The organism is Pseudozobellia sp. WGM2 (genome assembly GCF_017810075.1).
Lineage (GTDB): Bacteria > Bacteroidota > Bacteroidia > Flavobacteriales > Flavobacteriaceae > JADNYK01.
In genome coordinates this window covers 759439-778173 of record NZ_JADNYK010000001.1, presented here as the reverse complement: position 1 = coordinate 778173, position 18735 = coordinate 759439, and the positions used below count along the sequence as shown (strand labels likewise).

The 18735-nt window shown below is 38.8% G+C and carries 15 protein-coding genes; 12 read left to right on the top strand and 3 right to left on the bottom strand.

Features of this window, described 5'->3' with window-relative positions:
- Window positions 1-16 precede the first annotated feature (16 nt).
- A complete protein-coding gene (locus IV512_RS03470) occupies window positions 17-1552 on the top strand; it encodes a YifB family Mg chelatase-like AAA ATPase (RefSeq protein WP_209400625.1) in 1536 nt (511 codons plus the stop codon).
- A gap of 662 nt (window positions 1553-2214) precedes the next feature.
- Here the strand turns inward: IV512_RS03470 and IV512_RS03465 are convergent.
- Window positions 2215-3306, bottom strand: coding sequence for a Gfo/Idh/MocA family protein (locus tag IV512_RS03465; RefSeq protein WP_209400623.1), 1092 nt, complete (start codon window positions 3304-3306; stop codon window positions 2215-2217).
- Window positions 3307-3834: 528 nt separating this feature from the next.
- Here IV512_RS03465 and IV512_RS03460 point away from each other — a divergent pair.
- Window positions 3835-4923, top strand: coding sequence for a M12 family metallopeptidase (locus IV512_RS03460; RefSeq protein ID WP_209400621.1), 1089 nt, complete (start codon window positions 3835-3837; stop codon window positions 4921-4923).
- Between the two features lie 6 nt (window positions 4924-4929).
- Here IV512_RS03460 and IV512_RS03455 read toward each other — a convergent pair whose 3' ends face one another.
- Both IV512_RS03455 and IV512_RS03450 read right to left on the bottom strand, forming a co-directional pair.
- On the bottom strand, window positions 4930-5493 hold the full coding sequence (locus IV512_RS03455; protein ID WP_209400619.1) for a hypothetical protein: 564 nt from the start codon (window positions 5491-5493) through the stop codon (window positions 4930-4932).
- A 16-nt stretch (window positions 5494-5509) separates the two neighbouring features.
- Window positions 5510-5953, bottom strand: coding sequence for a hypothetical protein (locus IV512_RS03450; RefSeq protein ID WP_209400617.1), 444 nt, complete (start codon window positions 5951-5953; stop codon window positions 5510-5512).
- 310 nt (window positions 5954-6263) lie between these two features.
- Between IV512_RS03450 and pxpA the strand changes: the two genes are divergently transcribed.
- The 10 genes from pxpA to IV512_RS03400 all read left to right on the top strand — a co-directional run bounded on the left by pxpA (window position 6264) and on the right by IV512_RS03400 (window position 18387).
- Window positions 6264-6992 carry a 5-oxoprolinase subunit PxpA gene (pxpA, locus tag IV512_RS03445; protein ID WP_209400615.1) on the top strand — a complete coding sequence of 243 codons (729 nt, stop codon included), beginning with the start codon at window positions 6264-6266 and terminating at the stop codon, window positions 6990-6992.
- On the top strand, window positions 6989-7726 hold the full coding sequence (pxpB, locus tag IV512_RS03440) for a 5-oxoprolinase subunit PxpB (protein WP_209400613.1): 738 nt from the start codon (window positions 6989-6991) through the stop codon (window positions 7724-7726). The genes pxpA and pxpB overlap by 4 nt, the downstream gene beginning before the upstream one ends.
- Window positions 7719-8558, top strand: a complete 840-nt coding sequence (locus IV512_RS03435) for a biotin-dependent carboxyltransferase family protein (RefSeq protein ID WP_209400611.1) — start codon at window positions 7719-7721, stop codon at window positions 8556-8558. Before pxpB ends, IV512_RS03435 begins: the two co-directional genes overlap by 8 nt.
- Before the next feature lie 427 nt (window positions 8559-8985).
- The gene (gene ilvD / locus IV512_RS03430; RefSeq protein WP_209400609.1) at window positions 8986-10668 is read left to right on the top strand and encodes a dihydroxy-acid dehydratase; all 1683 of its coding nucleotides are present in this window, start codon (window positions 8986-8988) and stop codon (window positions 10666-10668) included.
- Between the two features lie 102 nt (window positions 10669-10770).
- The gene (gene ilvB / locus IV512_RS03425; protein WP_209400606.1) at window positions 10771-12504 is read left to right on the top strand and encodes a biosynthetic-type acetolactate synthase large subunit; all 1734 of its coding nucleotides are present in this window, start codon (window positions 10771-10773) and stop codon (window positions 12502-12504) included.
- A gap of 39 nt (window positions 12505-12543) precedes the next feature.
- A complete protein-coding gene (locus tag IV512_RS03420; RefSeq protein ID WP_209400604.1) occupies window positions 12544-13125 on the top strand; it encodes an O-methyltransferase in 582 nt (193 codons plus the stop codon).
- Window positions 13126-13236: 111 nt separating this feature from the next.
- Window positions 13237-13767, top strand: a complete 531-nt coding sequence (ilvN, locus tag IV512_RS03415; RefSeq protein ID WP_209400602.1) for an acetolactate synthase small subunit — start codon at window positions 13237-13239, stop codon at window positions 13765-13767.
- A gap of 112 nt (window positions 13768-13879) precedes the next feature.
- Window positions 13880-15355: a ketol-acid reductoisomerase gene (gene ilvC, locus IV512_RS03410; protein ID WP_209400600.1), complete on the top strand. Its 1476-nt coding sequence runs from the start codon at window positions 13880-13882 to the stop codon at window positions 15353-15355.
- Window positions 15356-15423: 68 nt separating this feature from the next.
- Window positions 15424-16674, top strand: coding sequence for a threonine ammonia-lyase IlvA (gene ilvA, locus IV512_RS03405; protein WP_209400598.1), 1251 nt, complete (start codon window positions 15424-15426; stop codon window positions 16672-16674).
- Between the two features lie 132 nt (window positions 16675-16806).
- Complete coding sequence (locus tag IV512_RS03400) at window positions 16807-18387, top strand: NADP-dependent glyceraldehyde-3-phosphate dehydrogenase (RefSeq protein ID WP_209400596.1); 1581 nt, start codon at window positions 16807-16809, stop codon at window positions 18385-18387.
- Window positions 18388-18735 lie beyond the last annotated feature (348 nt).

Below are 18735 nucleotides of genomic sequence, written 5' to 3'. Positions count from 1 at the left end.
AGTTAACCATTAAAATATGCTTAAGAAAGTTTACGGAAGTGCCGTATTTGGTGTCGAAGCGACGACCATAACTTGTGAAGTAAATGTAGATACGGGTGTTGGATACCACTTAGTGGGTCTACCCGACAATGCCATTAAAGAAAGTAATTATCGTATCGCTGCTGCACTATTGAATAATGGCTATCGCATTCCAGGCAAAAAGATTACGTTGAACCTTGCTCCGGCAGATTTACGAAAAGAGGGTTCAGCTTATGATCTGACAATGGCGCTAGGCATACTTGCCGCCTCGGGGCAAATTAAATCTGAGAATATTGAAAAGTTTATTATCATGGGCGAGCTGTCTTTAGACGGAAGCCTACATGCGATAAAGGGTGCTCTACCTATTGCCATCAAGGCAAGGGAAGAAGGTTTTAAAGGCTTTATACTTCCCAAAGAAAACGCCAAAGAAGCCGCGATTGTCTCTGATTTGAAAGTGTACGGAGTTGAAAATATCAGTGAGGTAATCGGCTATTTTGATAAAGGGGAAACGCTCGAACAAACCATTATCGACACTCGGGAAGAGTTTTATAAAAATTTAGATTTTCCAGAGTTTGATTTTTCTGATGTGAAAGGTCAGGAGAGTATAAAACGTTGTATGGAAATCGCTGCTGCCGGCGGACATAATATTATTCTAATCGGTCCTCCAGGAGCCGGTAAAACAATGTTGGCCAAACGTTTACCGTCGATTTTGCCACCAATGACATTGCATGAAGCGTTGGAGACAACAAAAATTCATAGCGTTGTAGGTAAAATAAAAAATATGGGTTTAATGAGTCAACGCCCTTTCCGTTCGCCCCATCACACAATTTCAGATGTCGCCCTTGTCGGTGGGGGTGCCTACCCGCAACCAGGTGAAATTTCGCTGTCACATAATGGGGTTTTATTTTTAGATGAGCTCCCAGAATTTAAGAGAGGGGTACTAGAGGTTATGCGGCAGCCTTTAGAAGATCGAGAAGTTACTATTTCAAGAGCACGTTTTACCGTCACATACCCGAGTAGTTTTATGTTGGTTGCCAGTATGAACCCAAGCCCCGGTGGTTATTTTAATGAACCCGATGCCCCGGTGACCTCTTCGCCGGCCGAAATGCAACGGTATTTAAGTAAAATTTCCGGTCCTTTATTGGATCGTATCGATATTCATATTGAAGTGACACCGGTGCCGTTCGAAAAATTATCGGAAGATAGAAAAGGAGAGAGTAGTGTTGAGATACGCAAACGGGTAACGGTAGCCCGCCAGTTACAGACAAAACGGTTTGCAGAACTTGAAAATGTGCATTATAATGCCCAAATGAACACCAAACAAATTCGTGAGTACTGTAAGTTAGATGATGCCTCGAAGGAATTGTTGAAGAATGCTATGGAAAGGCTCAATCTTTCCGCGCGGGCCTATGATCGTATTTTAAAGGTGGCTCGTACTATTGCAGATTTGGATAAATCAGAATCGGTAAACGGAAGTCATATAGGCGAGGCCATCCAATATAGAAGTCTTGATAGAGAAGGGTGGTTAGGGTGATTTAAAATAGTATAGTATATAAAACTAAAAAAGGCCCTGCTAAGTAAACAGGGCCTTTTTCGATTTTTAACGTTTTGTCTAACGTTCAATATCTTTCATTATTCTTAAGAACAATTGTCTTTCTTCTTCAAGTCTTTTCAATGCAAGTAGAATTACTTTCATGATACCGGGGTTAAATGAGGTTTCTATAGGTTCTAGGCAAATATATACTTTTAAGGCTATCGAGTAGACGAAATGCACTTTTTTTCGATGAAATACACTTATATTTTAAGTGATACCATAAAAAAACCACAACTATTAGTTGTGGTTTTTACCTTAAAGAAAAGCTACGATGGCATTTAAAAGTTTCTGTTTCACCCTACACTAGGTGCGATTGAGAACCAAAAAATGCTACCGCCAATTTTGTTTTTAGAAAGGATAACTATAAATCAAAAAAATAGTCATCGCAATTATAAATACAATGTTGAAGGCCACATAGATGTAGGTAAGTTTATCTTTAAATTTCATAATTAATGTGTCTCTTATACACTAACGAATTTAAAGACTAGATTAAAATACAACACCTAGAAAAACCCCAAAATTTTGAGGGAATAATCTTAAAATAGTTGGGGTTTTTCTTATTGAAGGTTTTTCAATTTGAACTCACGCTAGCCAGGTAGGCACTAAATTTTGATTAAGTTATTGGCGGCTGCAGATTTATAGACTGCTTCTACTACGCGAATATCTCTCAATCCTTCTTCTCCCGGTACCATTAATTCGGTCTTGTTCATAATTGCTGCCGCATCATCGTCCATTTGTCGAGCTTGTTGGTTCTCTATAGGAAAATTGATTTCAGTTCCGTTAGACATAACACCTTTATTTCCGTTGTAAGAAGAGTGTGGTTCCATTTGTAACCATCCTTTTTCATAGTTGATTTTTAGATAGTTCATCGAGATGCCAAAACTGGTATGGCAAGCAGCTCTTGCACCACTGGGAAATTCGAGCTGAAACATTGCGGTTTCTTCAACTTCGTGATAAATTTCCGGTCGATTGGTAAACGTCTGGGCCAATACCGAAATAGGTTCTTCTCCTGTGGCCAAACGAGCCCCTTGTATGGCATAAACTCCCATATCGCCCATTGCGCCACCACCCAAGGCTTTTTTCTGTTTCCAATGGTCGGTGCGGCCGTCAAAGTAGCCAGCTGCCGATGTAACCATATCGACCTTCCCGAAAGTTTTGTCCTTAGCGGCTTTCATATATGCCTGAATGTTGGGGTCATGCTGACATCGATACCCGATTGCCAATTTAACTTTATTATCATTACATGCCTTTATCATGGCTTCGCATTCTGCTACGGATGGTGCCATAGGTTTTTCGCACCAGACATGTTTTCCTAGATTGGCTGCCTTAATTACATATTCGGCATGCATTGATGGTGGTAAAACAATATAAATAACATCGATTTCATCATTCTTGGCGATGTCGTCAAAAGTATCATAGCTGTAAACGTTCTTATCGGCTATATTATACTTCTCTTGCCAAACTGGAATTTTTTCTGGACTACCGGTTACAATGGCTTTTAGCTCGCAGTTTTTTGTTAATTGTAGCGCAGGCGCCAAGAGGTCGGTACTATAGTAGCCTAAACCTACTAGGGCTACACCAAGTTTATCTTTTTGAGCGTTTGTCGCTGCCCATAGGGCATTTGGTGCAAAGGCGGTAGAGGCAGCGATAATGCCCGTTTTTTGTAAAAATGCTCGTCTCTTGTTCGTTTTCATATTGAATTTCTGATATAAGTTGAATTTAAGGTTAGAAATTACAATAAGAATTCGAATAAATCAATATTGGAATGTTGAAGCCTGCTTTTAATACTTTCTACGGGGTCATTCTAAAGAAAATTACATATAGAGACCAGAAGAAGCAAACGGCACAAAATATATAGATCAAATAATCATTAATAGTAGTTTTTTGTTTCATAAGATCAGGGTTTATTATAAAACGGAGATAGGTAATCAGTTTCGACTTTAGATCGTGCAACGGGCATTTAATTCGATTGTCTACCTAAATGTAGATTAACGGCAACTTTACTCCTTAAAGTAGATGTTCTTTCATTGTTAATCATCCTGAAAAACAGTGTTTTACCTTTTTTGTCTGAGTGCTACAGAAGTATAATTCTTAAGGCAAACATGCCAATCGTACAAAATAGATTACAATCTATACAAGTATCACTATTTAGTAAATCGAATTCATATACTTTAGAAGTAGACATTACTTTCATATTCTCATCAACTTTTAAAGATTCAACAATGAGAGATCAAAAAGAAATTCACTATTGCAACCTACCCAAAATGCCCGAGCCTGCATTTGACAGCCCAGTGGGGCCTATGAGAATGGAGGCCATAATAATCATGGCCAAAAAATGGGTGAACGGTACAAAATTGAAATATTCATTTTTTGAGAGAGATTCTTTTTTTACACCAGTTACCGATGCCAGTGGAAATCAATCTAAACTCTTTTGGAAAGGTACTAATGATGAAAAAGAAGCTGTAAGAAATGCATTTGCAACGTGGAAAAGCCATGAAATAGGACTGGAGTTTGAAGAGACCGATGATCACTTAGAGGCTTTGATACGGATAGGTTTCGCCAAAGGAGAAGGTTCTTGGTCTTATGTAGGTCGAGATGCTTGGGACATACCTAAAGAAGAGCGCACGATGAATTTTGGGTGGGATATTGTTTCCGATGAAGATACCATTCTCCATGAAATAGGGCACGCCATGGGTTTTCCCCATGAACATCAAAACCCTAAGGCTGGTATTGTTTGGGATGAGGAGGCCGTTTACAGTGCTTTGGCGGCAGCACCTAACTTTTGGTCACGTGAGCAAACTTTTCATAACATCATAAGAAAAATTTCACCAGATGATGTTCAGGGATCAAGTTGGGATCCAAATTCTATTATGCATTATCCATTTGGGGCCAATATGATAATAGCACCACCAAAGTATAAAGACGGGCTTTCACCGGAAGATGGTCTTTCTAATCGAGATATTTCTTGGGTAAAACAATTTTATCCGAAAATCGATAAACGAACTTTTGTAGCGTTAAAGCCTTTTCATTCGGAAATCATTTCAATCAATGCCGGTAATCAGATTAATTTAGAATTTTCACCAGAAGAGTCAAGGTATTACACGATTCGAACTTTCGGTAATATGGATACCGTTATGGTGTTATCGGAAGTGGTCAATGATGAAAATATATATCTCTCTGGAGATGACGATAGCGGAGAAGATAGAAATTCAGTGATTAAAGAAAAACTACTGAAAGGTAAAAAGTATGTTATTAATATTAGGTTGTACTATAAGACGAGTGCAGGCGATACCTGTGTAATGGCCTACTAAGGTAGCTTAAAGTAGAAACTCTTCGTTATTTCGGTCGTTGTTCTCGATTTTGTTCGAAGTAAAGATATCTTTTAAGATATACGCCGCAATAATGGTTACACCGAATACCAATAACGGAATAGCAAATTTCCAATTCATAACATTTAATAGGCTTCCGGTGATGATAGCCAATGCTCCGACGACCATAGCAAAATTCCAGATGACTTGAATTTTATGATTTTTGACTCTGCGATCTTCATCAAGAAAGTATGCTGTACCTTCCATAACGAACCAAGTAACAAAAGAGAGTCCGACTAAAATTTGAAGTATTAAGGTATAGGAAAGATCTAAGGTGGTAAGAACTCCGTTAATCGTCCAACTTAAAACTAAGACTAGTTTCACAAAATCGATGAATTTTTTATCCTTTTTATTGCCAAATCTAAAAAGGTACAGAATACCGGTATTGGCAAAACCAAAAAGAATGACTTCTGTTGCGTAGGGCCACTCAAGAATATTTAATAGCATACCTAAGAGTACGATAGTAATTGAAACTCTTAAGGGAACTTTCAGAATATTGTCTTTTTTGGGCATGATGAAAGCTTTTAAGTTAGATGGCCTTTATGTGTACACGAAGCCCTTCCATGATTCCAAGAATGTTATTAACGGTTTCTTTTAGATAATATTTTATGAGCACATGGGGTATTCGTATAGTTGTAAATCCGTTTTTAAAAGAATGCATAGCTTCCTCTAGATCATTAATGGCCTGTTCGTGGGTCATCATGTGATATTCACTATCGATTTCTATATTGAGTTTAACTCTTGAAATTGCGATATCAATAGATTTTGTTCCATCCCACCATTCTAGCATAGCGGTTACACCTGCCTCCTTGAGACCATAATAAAGCTGAATAGCCTCTTTTGGGGTGTTATGGCTCTTCATTAATTTAATCATTCGTTTGTAATGTGAGCTGCAAAGCTCAACACCTAAAGAATCAATACTCCTTTTATTTTCAGAGTAATCGAGTTGTTTGTTACATTCTGCACAAGCCATATAAGTAGGTCAATTTTATCCGGGGGGTTAAAGACCGGTTTGTTCGATTTGGAAATATAATAACCCTCTATTTTTTGTAATAGTATATATACTCGATGTACGGCACTCTACTTTTAGACGAACTGCATTTTTTTAGATAAACGGCAAGTTAAAATGTTAAAATTGTGGTGAAAACCTTTGCTTTCATTAAGGTTGCTGAAAGAAAGTTCTTGCATTCACTTTAAGTTTTTTTCATTGATGTTGTTTGTTTTTAAGCCCACCAATTATTTTTATCTTTCAGCGAGATACTTGAATTAAAATTAGAATTAAAATGATCGAAATCAATTGCGATGCAGGTGAAAGTAGTGCAGGTGAAGAACGTTTGTTTCCGTTGATAACATCATGTAGTATAGCTTGTGGGGGGCATATTGGTGACCAAGTTTCGATGGAGAAGACTGTTCGACTCGCTAAACAGTATCAAGTAAAAGTTGGGGCACACCCTTCATACCCAGACCCCGATAATTTCGGGCGGGTTTCTATAGATATTTCTGAAAAGAAGCTAGTCAAAAGCATAAAGGAACAAATACGTACTCTAATTGATATTATAGAAAATGAAGACGTGCAATTAGACCATATCAAAGCCCATGGGGCTCTATATAATGATATGAATAAAAATAGCCATCTGGCCAAGTTATTTTTGAGCGCAATAGTTGAACATAAATCAACGACTCATTTATTGGTGCCCTATGGCTCTGAAATCGAAAATGAAGCGATAGAACAAGGTTTTCAAATCAAATATGAAGCTTTTGCCGACAGAAATTATAATGCTGACCTGTCTTTAGTGGCTCGTAGCAATTCAAATGCGTTGATTAAAAATCCGCAGAAAGTTTTAGAACATATACTACTTATTAAAAATAAAGGTCAAGTAAAAACTATTAATGGCGAATTGAAAGAAATAAAGGCAGATACCTTTTGTATTCATGGTGATACTTCGGCGGCATTTGAAATAGTGTCGTATATTAGGCAACAGTTTCCAAACCCTAATCCCAGAATCAAGTGAGTGCCTTTGAAATTTCAATACGGCCTTTTGGTGTGCATGCAATATTAATCGAATGGCCTTCACAAGTCGAAGAAGTAATTCTAGATGATATTCTTAGGTTTACCAGATATTTGAACGAGGCCAGTTTAAAAGATGAAAATTGGGAAGTAGTGCCTGCCTATAATTCGGTCACCCTTATTCAGAGAGAATACCCCATTGACTTCAATGAGTTTGAAATAAAATTAAAAAAGTGGTATGGTGAAGCCAAAGAGATGGCAACCCATAAAAAATACCTTTGGCGTTTACCGGTCTGTTATGATTCCGAATTTGCCATAGATTTACCAGAAGTGGCAAGTTATCTTAACCTGTCGGAGAGTGAAGTTATCCAGTTGCATACATCACATATTTACACACTATATTGCATCGGCTTTTTACCTGGCTTTATGTATTTGGGTGGATTGCCAAAAGACTTGGAAATACCCCGAAGACCACAACCAAGAGGCAGAGTCTTAAAGGGAGCTGTGGGTCTTGCAGGGAAACAGACAGGAATTTATCCTCAACAGTCTCCCGGAGGTTGGAATATTATAGGCAATTGCTCGGTACCCATGTTCGACCCTAAAAAAGAGGAGCCTTGTTTTATAAGTGTTGGAGATAAGGTGCAGTTTTATAGTATCGAAAAAGCGGAGTACGATTTACATAAAATAGAAGGGGAAGTAGGTATATATAAGTTAGAAAAAATAGAATTGGATGCTTAAAGTTTTAAAGGCCGGGCTTTTTACCACCATTCAAGATCAGGGGCGCTATGGTTTTCTGAACAAAGGGGTACCCGTAGCGGGCTATATGGATACGTTTTCAGCTACCAAAATTAACGCCTTGTTAGAGAATAAAAAGGAAGATGCGGTTATGGAAATGACCATGACCGGGCCAACCTTGCAATTTGAGCGTGCTACCTTTATTGCCATAGGTGGTGCAAATATTTCAGCAACCTTAAATAATAACGAAGTAGCTAATTATAAGGTTCTAAAAATAGGTAAGGGTGATATTCTGTCTTTTGGTAAGTTAGAAAGCGGATTTAGGGGATATCTAGCCGTAAAAAATGGTTTTCAAGCTCCAATAGTCTTGGGCAGTCGTTCCTTTTTTTCGAGTATCACAAAAAAAAATCATTTACAAGATAGAGATGTTGTCGACTACATTGAGACCGCAGTTTTCAACCCAAAAATTACCGAATTACGCTTAGATTCGTTTTTAGGAGAAAATCTTTTAAAAGTTTCGGCTGGTCCGGAATACGAATTGTTAAATGACAAACAACTTGAATGGTTGTTCTCTAAAGAATTTACCGTTTCTAATGAAAATAACCGAATGGCCTATCAATTGGAAGAAAAAATACCTGGGCATGAAATATCGATGCTTACCTCGGCTACTTTGCCTGGTACGGTTCAGTTAACTCCTTCAGGCAAGATAATGGTGCTCATGAAAGATGGCCAGACAACAGGTGGATACCCTAGAATCTTGCAACTTTCAGATAAAGCCATTTCAATAATGGCCCAGAAAAAATATGGAGATAAAGTGAGATTCAAGTTGAAGTAAAATAGATGTAGTAAACATTTATTCTTGATGACTCTTTGAAGAGTTTCATATTTTATATAATATTGTTCTTATGATTAGCAAATATCTTAAAGTCGTACTGGTCTTGGTCATTCCTATAGAGGGGTGATATAGAATTCTATTGACTTTAGAGGCCTGTATCAAACTCATATTGATACAGGCCTTTTATGTTTTTTTCGATATATACGTGCATAGTTTTTATTTAAATATAGGGTATGATAGTTTAGAGATGAATTGAATATGATAAAATATTGCACCTAAATTGTTGAATATAAGCGATTTAATCTGTATTATTTATTATTGGATTTAGATACATATGCTGCCCGTCAGATACAAAATTATATAAAACTATACCTTTGAATAACAACCGTTAGTATACATTTAAGAACAACCAATTTTTTATTGATAAATGAATTTGAAGAAATTTAGTCACAGCGTAACACAAGATCCTACTTTACCGGCAGCCCAGGCCATGCTTCATGCTATTGGTCTAACAGATGACGATTTAAAAAAACCTCTGATAGGTATAGCAAGTACTGGTTACGAGGGCAATCCTTGTAATATGCACCTTAATGATTTGGCATTGCAAGTAAAAAAAGGTACTCAGCAAGCCGATTTGGTTGGTTTGATTTTTAATACCATCGGGGTTAGTGATGGTATTTCTAACGGTACACCGGGTATGCGATTTTCTTTACCATCTAGAGACATTATTGCCGATTCAATGGAGACCGTTGTTGAAGCTATGGGCTACGATGGTCTTGTTACGGTAGTTGGTTGCGATAAGAACATGCCGGGTGCTTTAATGGCACAGCTGAGGTTAAATCGACCTTCAGTTTTGGTTTATGGTGGCACCATCGCTTCTGGTTGCCATGATGGAAAGAAATTGGATATTATATCAGCTTTCGAGGCTTTTGGTCAGAAAGTTGCCGGTAAAATAGATGAAAAGGAATATAAAGAGGTCATTCATAAAGCTTGCCCAGGTGCTGGTGCTTGCGGTGGAATGTATACGGCAAACACTATGGCTTCTGCAATAGAGGCCTTAGGTATGTCATTACCGTTCAATTCTTCCAATCCGGCGGTTAGTGATGGAAACCTAAAAGAGGCGGAATGTATCAAAGCTGGTGAAGCTTTAAGATTGTTGCTCGAAAAAGATATTAAACCTTCGGATATTGTTACCAAAAAATCTTTGGAGAATGCTATTCGATTGGTCACGATTTTAGGAGGGTCTACCAACGCGGTACTTCACTTCTTGGCCATAGCAAAAGCGGCTAAAATTGAATTTACATTAGCTGATTTCCAGAGAATAAGTGATTCTACTCCGTTATTGGCAGATTTGAAACCTAGCGGTCGCTATTCGATGGAAGATTTACATGGGGTAGGTGGCGTGCCCGGTGTCTTAAAGTACATGTTGGCACAAGGCATGTTACATGGCGACTGTTTAACGGTTACAGGTAAGACACTTGCTGAAAATTTAGCAGATGCTCCAGAGTTAGATGAGGGGCAAGATATTATACGTACCGTTGAAAAACCGATAAAAGAATCGGGTCATATTAGAATTCTTTTTGGCAACTTGGCGACTGAGGGTGCAGTAGCTAAAATAACCGGCAAAGAAGGATTGTCTTTTACGGGCCCTGCAAATGTTTTTGACAGTGAAATTGCGGTCAATGAAGGTATAAAAAGTGGTAAAGTGAAAAAGGGTGATGTGGTTATCATTCGTTATGAGGGACCAAAAGGTGCGCCTGGTATGCCAGAGATGTTAAAACCTACTTCTTCAATCATGGGGGCAGGCTTAGGTAAAGATGTTGCCCTTATAACCGACGGAAGATTTTCTGGTGGTTCGCACGGTTTCGTAGTAGGCCATGTAGCTCCGGAAGCTCAAGTAGGAGGAAATATCGCCTTGATAGAGAATGGGGATACCATTGTTATAGATGCCGTAAAAAATACTATAGATATTGATATTAGTGATGAAGTCTTAGAGGAGCGAAGAAGAAAGTGGAAAGCACCTAAGCTCAAGTTCGATAGGGGTGTGCTCTATAAGTATGCTAAAACGGTTTCTTCGGCCTCTAAAGGTTGCGTTACCGATGAGTTTTAAGATTGAAAAGTTATAAAAAGAAATTAAATTTCTTATTGTTTAAATACGTGTCCGGTTAGTCTGCATTTCAAAGACTAAAAGCACTAATACTTGAACGTAAAGATGGAAATAGTTAAGATGAAGACCGAAGAGCCTCAAAATAAAACTAAACTTAAAATAACGGGTGCAGAAGCCATTATTCATTGTTTATTGGCTGAAGGCGTCGATATATTATATGGTTATCCCGGTGGGGCGATAATGCCTGTTTACGATGAACTCTACAAGTTTCAAGACAAACTTACGCATATATTGACTCGTCATGAACAAGGCGCTACGCATGCTGCTCAAGGGTATGCTCGAGTTTCCGGCAGAGTGGGTGTGGCCATGGCCACATCTGGTCCTGGAGCGACCAATTTGGTTACGGGTTTGGCAGATGCACAAATTGATTCGACTCCAATGGTTTGTATCACAGGCCAGGTGACGCGCGCCCTTTTAGGTTCTGATGCCTTTCAGGAGACGGACATTATTGGTATTTCAACTCCGGTCACAAAATGGAACTATCAAATTACAAAGGCAGAGGAAATACCTGAGATAATGGCCAAGGCCTTTTATATCGCGAAGACCGGTAGACCAGGTCCGGTATTGGTCGATATAACCAAGAATGCTCAAATTGATGAATTTGAGTTTATCTATGAGAAATGCACGGCGGTCCGTAGTTATAATCCAGTTCCTAAACCAGATGTAAAAGCGATTGAGGCTGCTGCAGACCTTATAAATAGCGCTAAAAAGCCAATGATAGTATGGGGGCAAGGTGTTATTTTGGGCAAGGCAGAAGAAGAGTTGAAAGCTTTTGTTGAAAAAACAGGTATACCTGCAGCGTGGACAATTATGGGGGCTTCCGCTATTGATTCTGACCACCCTCTGAATGTAGGTATGGTGGGTATGCATGGTAATTATGGCCCAAATGTGTTGACCAATGAGTGCGACCTTTTGATTGCTATAGGAATGCGTTTTGATGACCGTGTTACAGGAAATCTTGATACCTACGCAAAACAAGCAAAGGTTATTCATTTTGAAATAGACAAGGCAGAAGTCAATAAAAATGTACGTGCAGATGTTGCCGTGTTAGGAAATTCTAAAGAAACCTTAGACCTAATATTACCATTGGTAAACGAAAATAGCCATGAAGAGTGGCACAATGAGTTCAAGAAGAAGTATGAGGTAGAATTTGAGGCGGTTATCAAAAATGATATACACCCAACGAAAGAAGGGTTGACCATGGGCGAAGTTATCGAGCAAATCAATATAGCTTCTGGAAATAAAGCGGTTATTGTAACCGATGTGGGTCAGCACCAAATGATAGGTTGTAGGTACGCTAAATTTAAAGAATCGAAAAGTAATATTACCTCCGGCGGTTTAGGTACGATGGGGTTTGCTCTTCCTGCGGCTATCGGTGCCAAAATGGGTGCTATGGATCGCGAAGTTGTGGCAATAATCGGTGACGGAGGTTATCAAATGACCATTCAAGAATTGGGGGTGATTTTTCAACATAACGTTCCTGTAAAAATTGTGGTTTTGAACAATGACCACTTGGGTATGGTACGACAATGGCAAGAGCTGTTTTTTGATAGAAGATATGCATCTACAGTTATGGTGAATCCTGATTTTGTAAAAATTGCGGAGGGCTACCATATCGAATCAAAGCGAATTAGTAAAAGAGAAGACTTGCAATCGACTATCGAAGAAATGATAGCTTCTAAAAACCCTTACTTTCTAGAGGTAAAAGTTGAAAAAGAAGATAATGTTTTCCCAATGATACCTTCGGGTGCTTCGGTATCCGATGTCCGTCTAAAATAATCCTCGTAGAATTTTTGGTAAAAATTTAGGTATACGGTCATGGTAGATTCAAACATTCTAGACATTCCGAAAAGTTATAAAGCAATGGTGCGAAAATCGAAGGAAATCGGTTTTACGATGCCTTCAGATATCTATATAGGTACTTTTCTGAAAACTTTGGTCGCTTCAAAACCTGGCGGAGATTTTTTAGAGCTAGGTACGGGTATCGGTTTAAGTTTGGCTTGGATGTTAGATGGTATGAATACCGAATCGCTATTAACATCAGTAGATAATGATGAAAAACTGATTGCTATTGCTGAAGAGTATTTTGGTAGGGATACCAGATTAAGACTTATTTGTGCCGATGGTGCTCAGTGGATAAAAAACAATTCTGATCGTAAATTCGATTTAATATTTGCCGACGCCTGGCCCGGAAAATATAGTGAGATAGACGAGATTTTAGATATGGTCAATGTGGGCGGATTTTATATTATTGACGATATGGTTGCCCAACCCAATTGGCCTAACGGACATCATGAAAACGTATCTAGATTAGTCGATTATTTAGAGAAGAAAGAAAATTTCACCTTGACCAAAATGAACTGGTCTACAGGGTTGATAATTGCGGTAAGAAACAAATAGGGTGACTTTATCTGTAGCCTTTAAAAATTAAACATGACCGCTCGAGCGCAGTCGAGCGGTTTTATAAAATTAATTAATCGACTGCGCTCGACCGATTATATGCAGTAAGTGATGAAAAAACAATGGTTTACAATATCGGTTTATTCCGAGAACAACGTTGGCCTATTAAATAGGATATCCGGTATATTTTTAAAGCGTCATATCAATATTGAGAGTCTGAACGTCTCAAAATCTGAAATCGATGGGGTTTCAAAGTTTACCATTGTCGTGAATACCACCGACAAATGGGTACGTAATATAGTAGGTCAGATTGAGAAGCAAATTGAGGTAATCAAGGCTTTTTACCATACGGATGAGGAGACGATATATCAAGAGTCGGCCCTTTTCAAAATTGCTTCGAACCTATTGTTCGACGAGAGAAGAATCCAAAATATTATAAAAGAGAACAATTCGCAGATTGTTACTGTGGCCCGTGACTTTTTCGTTATTGCGAAGTCGGGTAGAAGAAACGAGATCGATGATATGTACGAACAGTTGAAACCGTTTGGTATAATGCAATTTGTGCGATCTGGTCGTATCTCGGTATCTAAAGAAGAAATGCAAATTACCGCCTTGCTTAAAGAATTTTATGAAGAGGTATAAGTAAATCAAGAAATTTTCTATTAATATGTATATTTTCGTTCGGCGAAAACTATAATAACCAATAAATGAACGTTTTCCTGTGGTACAGGATGAAAAGAAAAATTATTTATCTATGGCAAATTACTTCAATACACTATCGTTAAGAGATCAACTGACCCAGCTGGGAAAATGTAGATTTATGGAAGCTTCGGAGTTTTCCGATGGTGTATCCGCTTTAAAGGGAAAAAAAATAGTAATCGTGGGTTGCGGTGCCCAAGGTTTGAATCAAGGGTTGAACATGCGTGATTCAGGATTGGATATTTCTTATACCCTTCGTGAGGGTGCAATCAAAGAAAAGCGTCAATCTTTTATCAATGCGACCGAAAATGGTTTTAATGTCGGTACTTATGACGAATTGGTGCCATCGGCCGATTTGGTAATTAACTTGACTCCTGATAAGCAGCATACTAGCGTTATAAAAGCAGTTATGCCATTAATGAAAGAAGGGGCTACACTTTCCTATTCCCACGGGTTTAATATAGTTGAAGAAGGCATGCAAATTCGTGAAGATCTAACAGTGATCATGGTAGCGCCTAAGTGCCCTGGTTCAGAAGTACGTGAAGAGTATAAAAGAGGTTTCGGTGTACCGACCTTAATAGCAGTACACCCAGATAACGATCCACAAGGTAAAGGTTTGGAACAAGCGAAAGCGTATGCAGTTGCTACTGGTGGTCACAGAGCAGGTGTACTTGAGTCTTCTTTTGTTGCCGAGGTAAAGTCCGATTTAATGGGAGAACAGACCATCTTATGCGGATTGTTACAAACAGGTAGCATTTTGTGTTTCGATAAAATGATCGAGAAAGGCGTTGATGCCGGCTATGCTTCAAAACTTATTCAGTACGGGTGGGAAACCATTACCGAAGGTATGAAGTACGGGGGTATCACCAATATGATGGATCGCCTTTCAAACCCAGCAAAAATAAAGGCATTCGAACTTTCCGAAGAACTGAAAGAAATCATGCGTCCTCTTTTTCAAAAGCATATGGACGATATCATGACCGGCCATTTTTCAAAAACAATGATGGAAGATTGGGCCAATGATGATAAGAACTTATTGGGCTGGAGAGCCGAGACCGGTGAAACTTCGTTTGAAAAAACACCTGCCGGTGATGTGGAAATTTCTGAACAAGAGTTTTATGACAATGGGGTATTAATGATTGCTATGGTTAGAGCTGGTGTTGAGTTGGCTTATGAGAGTATGACAGAATCAGGTATTATTGGTGAGTCTGCTTACTACGAGTCATTACACGAAACGCCACTTATTGCAAATACAATCGCAAGAAAGAAATTGTTCGAAATGAACCGTGTTATTTCTGATACGGCTGAATATGGTTGTTATTTGTTCGATCATGCCTGTAAACCTTTATTGGCCGATTTTATGAAAAAAATCGATACCGATGTAATCGGAACTTCATATGCAGAAGGCAAAGGTCTTGGTGTAGATAACGCAAAATTGATTGCGGTAAACAAAGTATTACGTGAGCATCCGGTAGAAGTGGTTGGTTCGAGGTTACGTGCTTCGATGACCGCCATGAAGCCCATTGTATAATTTAAAATAGACCCTGTCCGGTTTTGGGCTACCATTTTGGTGCCATCTTTCGGACAGGGTTTTTTAATATGTCATACTTTCCTAATATAGCCGACATCCGCAGTGCCGCGGAAACTATTGGCCAAGTGGCAACACAAACACCATTGACTTCGAGTATACGCCTGTCCAACGTTTATGGTGCCAATGTTTTGCTTAAGCGAGAAGACCTGCACAGGGTGAGGTCGTACAAAATTCGTGGTGCGTTCAATAAAATCAGTTCGCTCACTGAAAAGGAAAGAAAGAACGGTATTGTTTGTGCCAGTGCTGGTAACCATGCTCAAGGTGTGGCGTTCGCATGTCGTCATTTGGGTATTCAAGGCACAATTTACATGCCATCGGTAACTCCTAAACAAAAAATCGAGCAAACTAAAATGTTCGGTGGGCAGTGGGTCGATGTGGTTTTAGTGGGAGATACTTTTGATGATTCTTTTAATAGTGCGACGGAGTTTTGCATTGCTCATCAAAAAACTTTTATCCATCCGTTCGATGACCCCAAGGTTATAGAGGGGCAAGGTACCGTCGGTCTTGAATTGTTGCAACAGTTTCAAAAACCTATCGATTATATTTTTGTAGCCGTTGGGGGAGGTGGGCTCGCATCGGGTCTTATCGCGGTATTCAAGCAGTTGGCACCTCAAGCCAAAATCATAGGAGTGGAGCCGGAAGGTGCACCATCCATGAAAACATCCATAGAAAAAGGTATAAATACCAAACTTTCGGCAATCGATAAATTTATCGATGGGGCCGCGGTACAAAAAGTAGGTGACCTGACTTTTGAAATATGTAAAAATGGCCTTACAGATATGGTTACCGTGCCAGAGGGCAAGGTGTGTCAGGTCATATTAGACCTTTACAACCGTGATGCTATTGTGGTTGAGCCTGCAGGAGCTTTAACTATTGCTGCTCTAGATTATTTTGCACCACAAATTCAAGGTAAAAATGTGGTTTGTATTCTGAGCGGTAGCAATAATGATATCACTAGAACTGCAGAAATTAAAGAAAGGGCCCTGCTCTATGCAGAGTTGAAGCACTACTTTATAGTTCGTTTTCCGCAACGTCCGGGTGCTTTGAAGCAATTTGTTGCCGAAATTTTAGGTCCAGAAGATGACATTACACATTTTGAATACTCAAAAAAATCAAGTCGGGAAAATGCTCCCGCCATTGTCGGTATTGAGTTGAAACGACCAGAAGATTTAAGGCCATTGATCGAGCGAATGAAAGCAAATAACTTTTACGGCGATTATTTAAATGATAAGCCTGATCTTTTTCAGTACCTGATATAAGAAAAATTTGCTGTTCTGTGATATTGATAAAAGCACAACGATTTAATAATATTTTCAGCCTTTTCTGTTTTTTTTATTCCGTATTTTCGTTTTAGCACAAGAGAATTGTACAACACACCTATATATCATAAAATGAATAGTATTCCTGAAGAGTTTCAGATAAACGAGTTTATAGAACAGAAGAAATATTTGATCAATGGAGAATTAAAAACTTGGAGTGGTAATACCACCGAGGTTTTTTCTACCATTTCTTCTACGGAAGATTACAAACCTACCGTTTTAGGCAGCATTCCTGATATGGGCGAGCCAGAAGCCATGGCGGCCCTAGATGCCGCAATGGGAGCTTATGGTAGAGGTCAAGGTGTTTGGCCGACCATGCACGTGAAGGATCGTATTGAATGTATGGAAAATTTTGTCGGGCAGATGGAAGCTAAGCGTGATAAAATCGTGAAATTGTTGATGTGGGAAATCGGGAAGTCATTGCCCGATTCACAAAAAGAATTTGATCGTACCGTAGAGTATATTTATGATACCATCGAAGAATATAAAGAATTAGATCGTAATTCGGCCAAATTTCAAAAGCACGATGGGGTTTATGCCCATATTAAAAGAGGGCCATTAGGCGTCGTTCTCTGTCTAGGGCCCTATAATTATCCTTTAAATGAAACTTTTGCCCTTTTGATTCCCGCAATTATTATGGGTAATACCACCATTTTTAAGCCTGCCAAGCATGGGGTGCTTTTAATTACGCCGTTATTGGAAGCTTTTCAAAGTTCTTTTCCGAAAGGAGTGGTAAATATATTGTTCGGCAGGGGTAGAGCTGTAGCGGCTCCTATTATGCAGACCGGTAAAGTTGATGTTCTAGCCTTAATAGGTAATAGTAAATCTGCCAACGCCTTACAAGAGCAACACCCTAAAAGCAATCGATTACGATTGGTATTGGGCTTAGAGGCTAAAAACCCCGCTATAATTTTACCTGATGCAGATTTAGATTTAACGATTGATGAGTGTATTGCGGGTACCTTGTCGTTTAATGGCCAGCGATGTACTGCTTTAAAGGTAATTTACGTTCATGAAGACATCAAGACCGAATTCTTGAAACGATATTCTAAAAAAGTAGACGACTTAAAATTTGGTAATCCGTGGGATAATGGGGTAAAATTGACCCCTTTACCTGAACCGAGCAAGCCAGCTTACATTCAAGAATTAATTGACGATGCGGTAGCTAAAGGAGCTAAAATTAAAAATAAAAAAGGGGGAGAACATTTCGACAATTACATTTGGCCGGCCGTTCTTTATCCGGTAACCAAAGATATGCGGGTCTATCAAGAAGAGCAATTCGGCCCTATAGTGCCAGTACTTTCTTTTTCTGATATTGAAGAACCACTGAACGATATGGCCGAGAGTAACTATGGGCAACAAGTAAGTTTGTTCGGTAAAGATGTTTATACACTCTCACCTTTGATAGACACCTTAGTAAACTTGGTCTGTAGGGTTAATTTAAATAGCTCTTGCCAAAGAGGCCCAGATGTGTATCCGTTTACAGGAAGAAAAGATTCTGCTCAAGCAACCTTGAGCGTTCATGATGCCTTGCGTTCATTTTCTATTCGAACATTTGTCGCTTTTAAAGACAATGAGTTGAACAATGAGACCATTCAACAATTATTAGAGGCGAAATTGTCAAATTTCGTTAGTACGGATTACATTTTATAAAGAATTAGTCTTCTAGTATACTTATCTACATCTCCACAGGACTATGACCTGATGGAGTTTTTTTATGACGTGAAGTTTAGGAATCCCCTGTTGTTTTAAAAATATAGATATAGCGTCTTGAATATAAGCTAATTGATACCTAAAAGGTTCTCTAAAGTTAGACTTGTGTTAAATTTTAACACGTTATTATACCTTGTGTTGATATGGCTGGTAATATAGCATAGATATTGGATAAATACGTAAATCGATTTCTTATCCATGCATAGTACTTTTGTAGTGTAGAAATTAATAGTATTCCTGAGTTAAGTTTAATTGATGTTTCGGGAGTACACATTAACAGTACAAATA

Bases quoted from the DNA above. Each gene is read 5' to 3' on its own strand.
- IV512_RS03470 (WP_209400625.1), top strand. From the start codon at position 17: ATGCTTAAGAAAGTTTACGGAAGTGCCGTATTTGGTGTCGAAGCGACG.
- IV512_RS03465 (WP_209400623.1), bottom strand. From the start codon at position 3,306: ATGAAAACGAACAAGAGACGAGCATTTTTACAAAAAACGGGCATTATC.
- IV512_RS03460 (WP_209400621.1), top strand. From the start codon at position 3,835: ATGAGAGATCAAAAAGAAATTCACTATTGCAACCTACCCAAAATGCCC.
- IV512_RS03455 (WP_209400619.1), bottom strand. From the start codon at position 5,493: ATGCCCAAAAAAGACAATATTCTGAAAGTTCCCTTAAGAGTTTCAATT.
- IV512_RS03450 (WP_209400617.1), bottom strand. From the start codon at position 5,953: ATGGCTTGTGCAGAATGTAACAAACAACTCGATTACTCTGAAAATAAA.
- pxpA (WP_209400615.1), top strand. From the start codon at position 6,264: ATGATCGAAATCAATTGCGATGCAGGTGAAAGTAGTGCAGGTGAAGAA.
- IV512_RS03435 (WP_209400611.1), top strand. From the start codon at position 7,719: ATGCTTAAAGTTTTAAAGGCCGGGCTTTTTACCACCATTCAAGATCAG.
- ilvD (WP_209400609.1), top strand. From the start codon at position 8,986: ATGAATTTGAAGAAATTTAGTCACAGCGTAACACAAGATCCTACTTTA.
- ilvB (WP_209400606.1), top strand. From the start codon at position 10,771: ATGGAAATAGTTAAGATGAAGACCGAAGAGCCTCAAAATAAAACTAAA.
- IV512_RS03420 (WP_209400604.1), top strand. From the start codon at position 12,544: ATGGTAGATTCAAACATTCTAGACATTCCGAAAAGTTATAAAGCAATG.
- ilvN (WP_209400602.1), top strand. From the start codon at position 13,237: ATGAAAAAACAATGGTTTACAATATCGGTTTATTCCGAGAACAACGTT.
- ilvC (WP_209400600.1), top strand. From the start codon at position 13,880: ATGGCAAATTACTTCAATACACTATCGTTAAGAGATCAACTGACCCAG.
- ilvA (WP_209400598.1), top strand. From the start codon at position 15,424: ATGTCATACTTTCCTAATATAGCCGACATCCGCAGTGCCGCGGAAACT.
- IV512_RS03400 (WP_209400596.1), top strand. From the start codon at position 16,807: ATGAATAGTATTCCTGAAGAGTTTCAGATAAACGAGTTTATAGAACAG.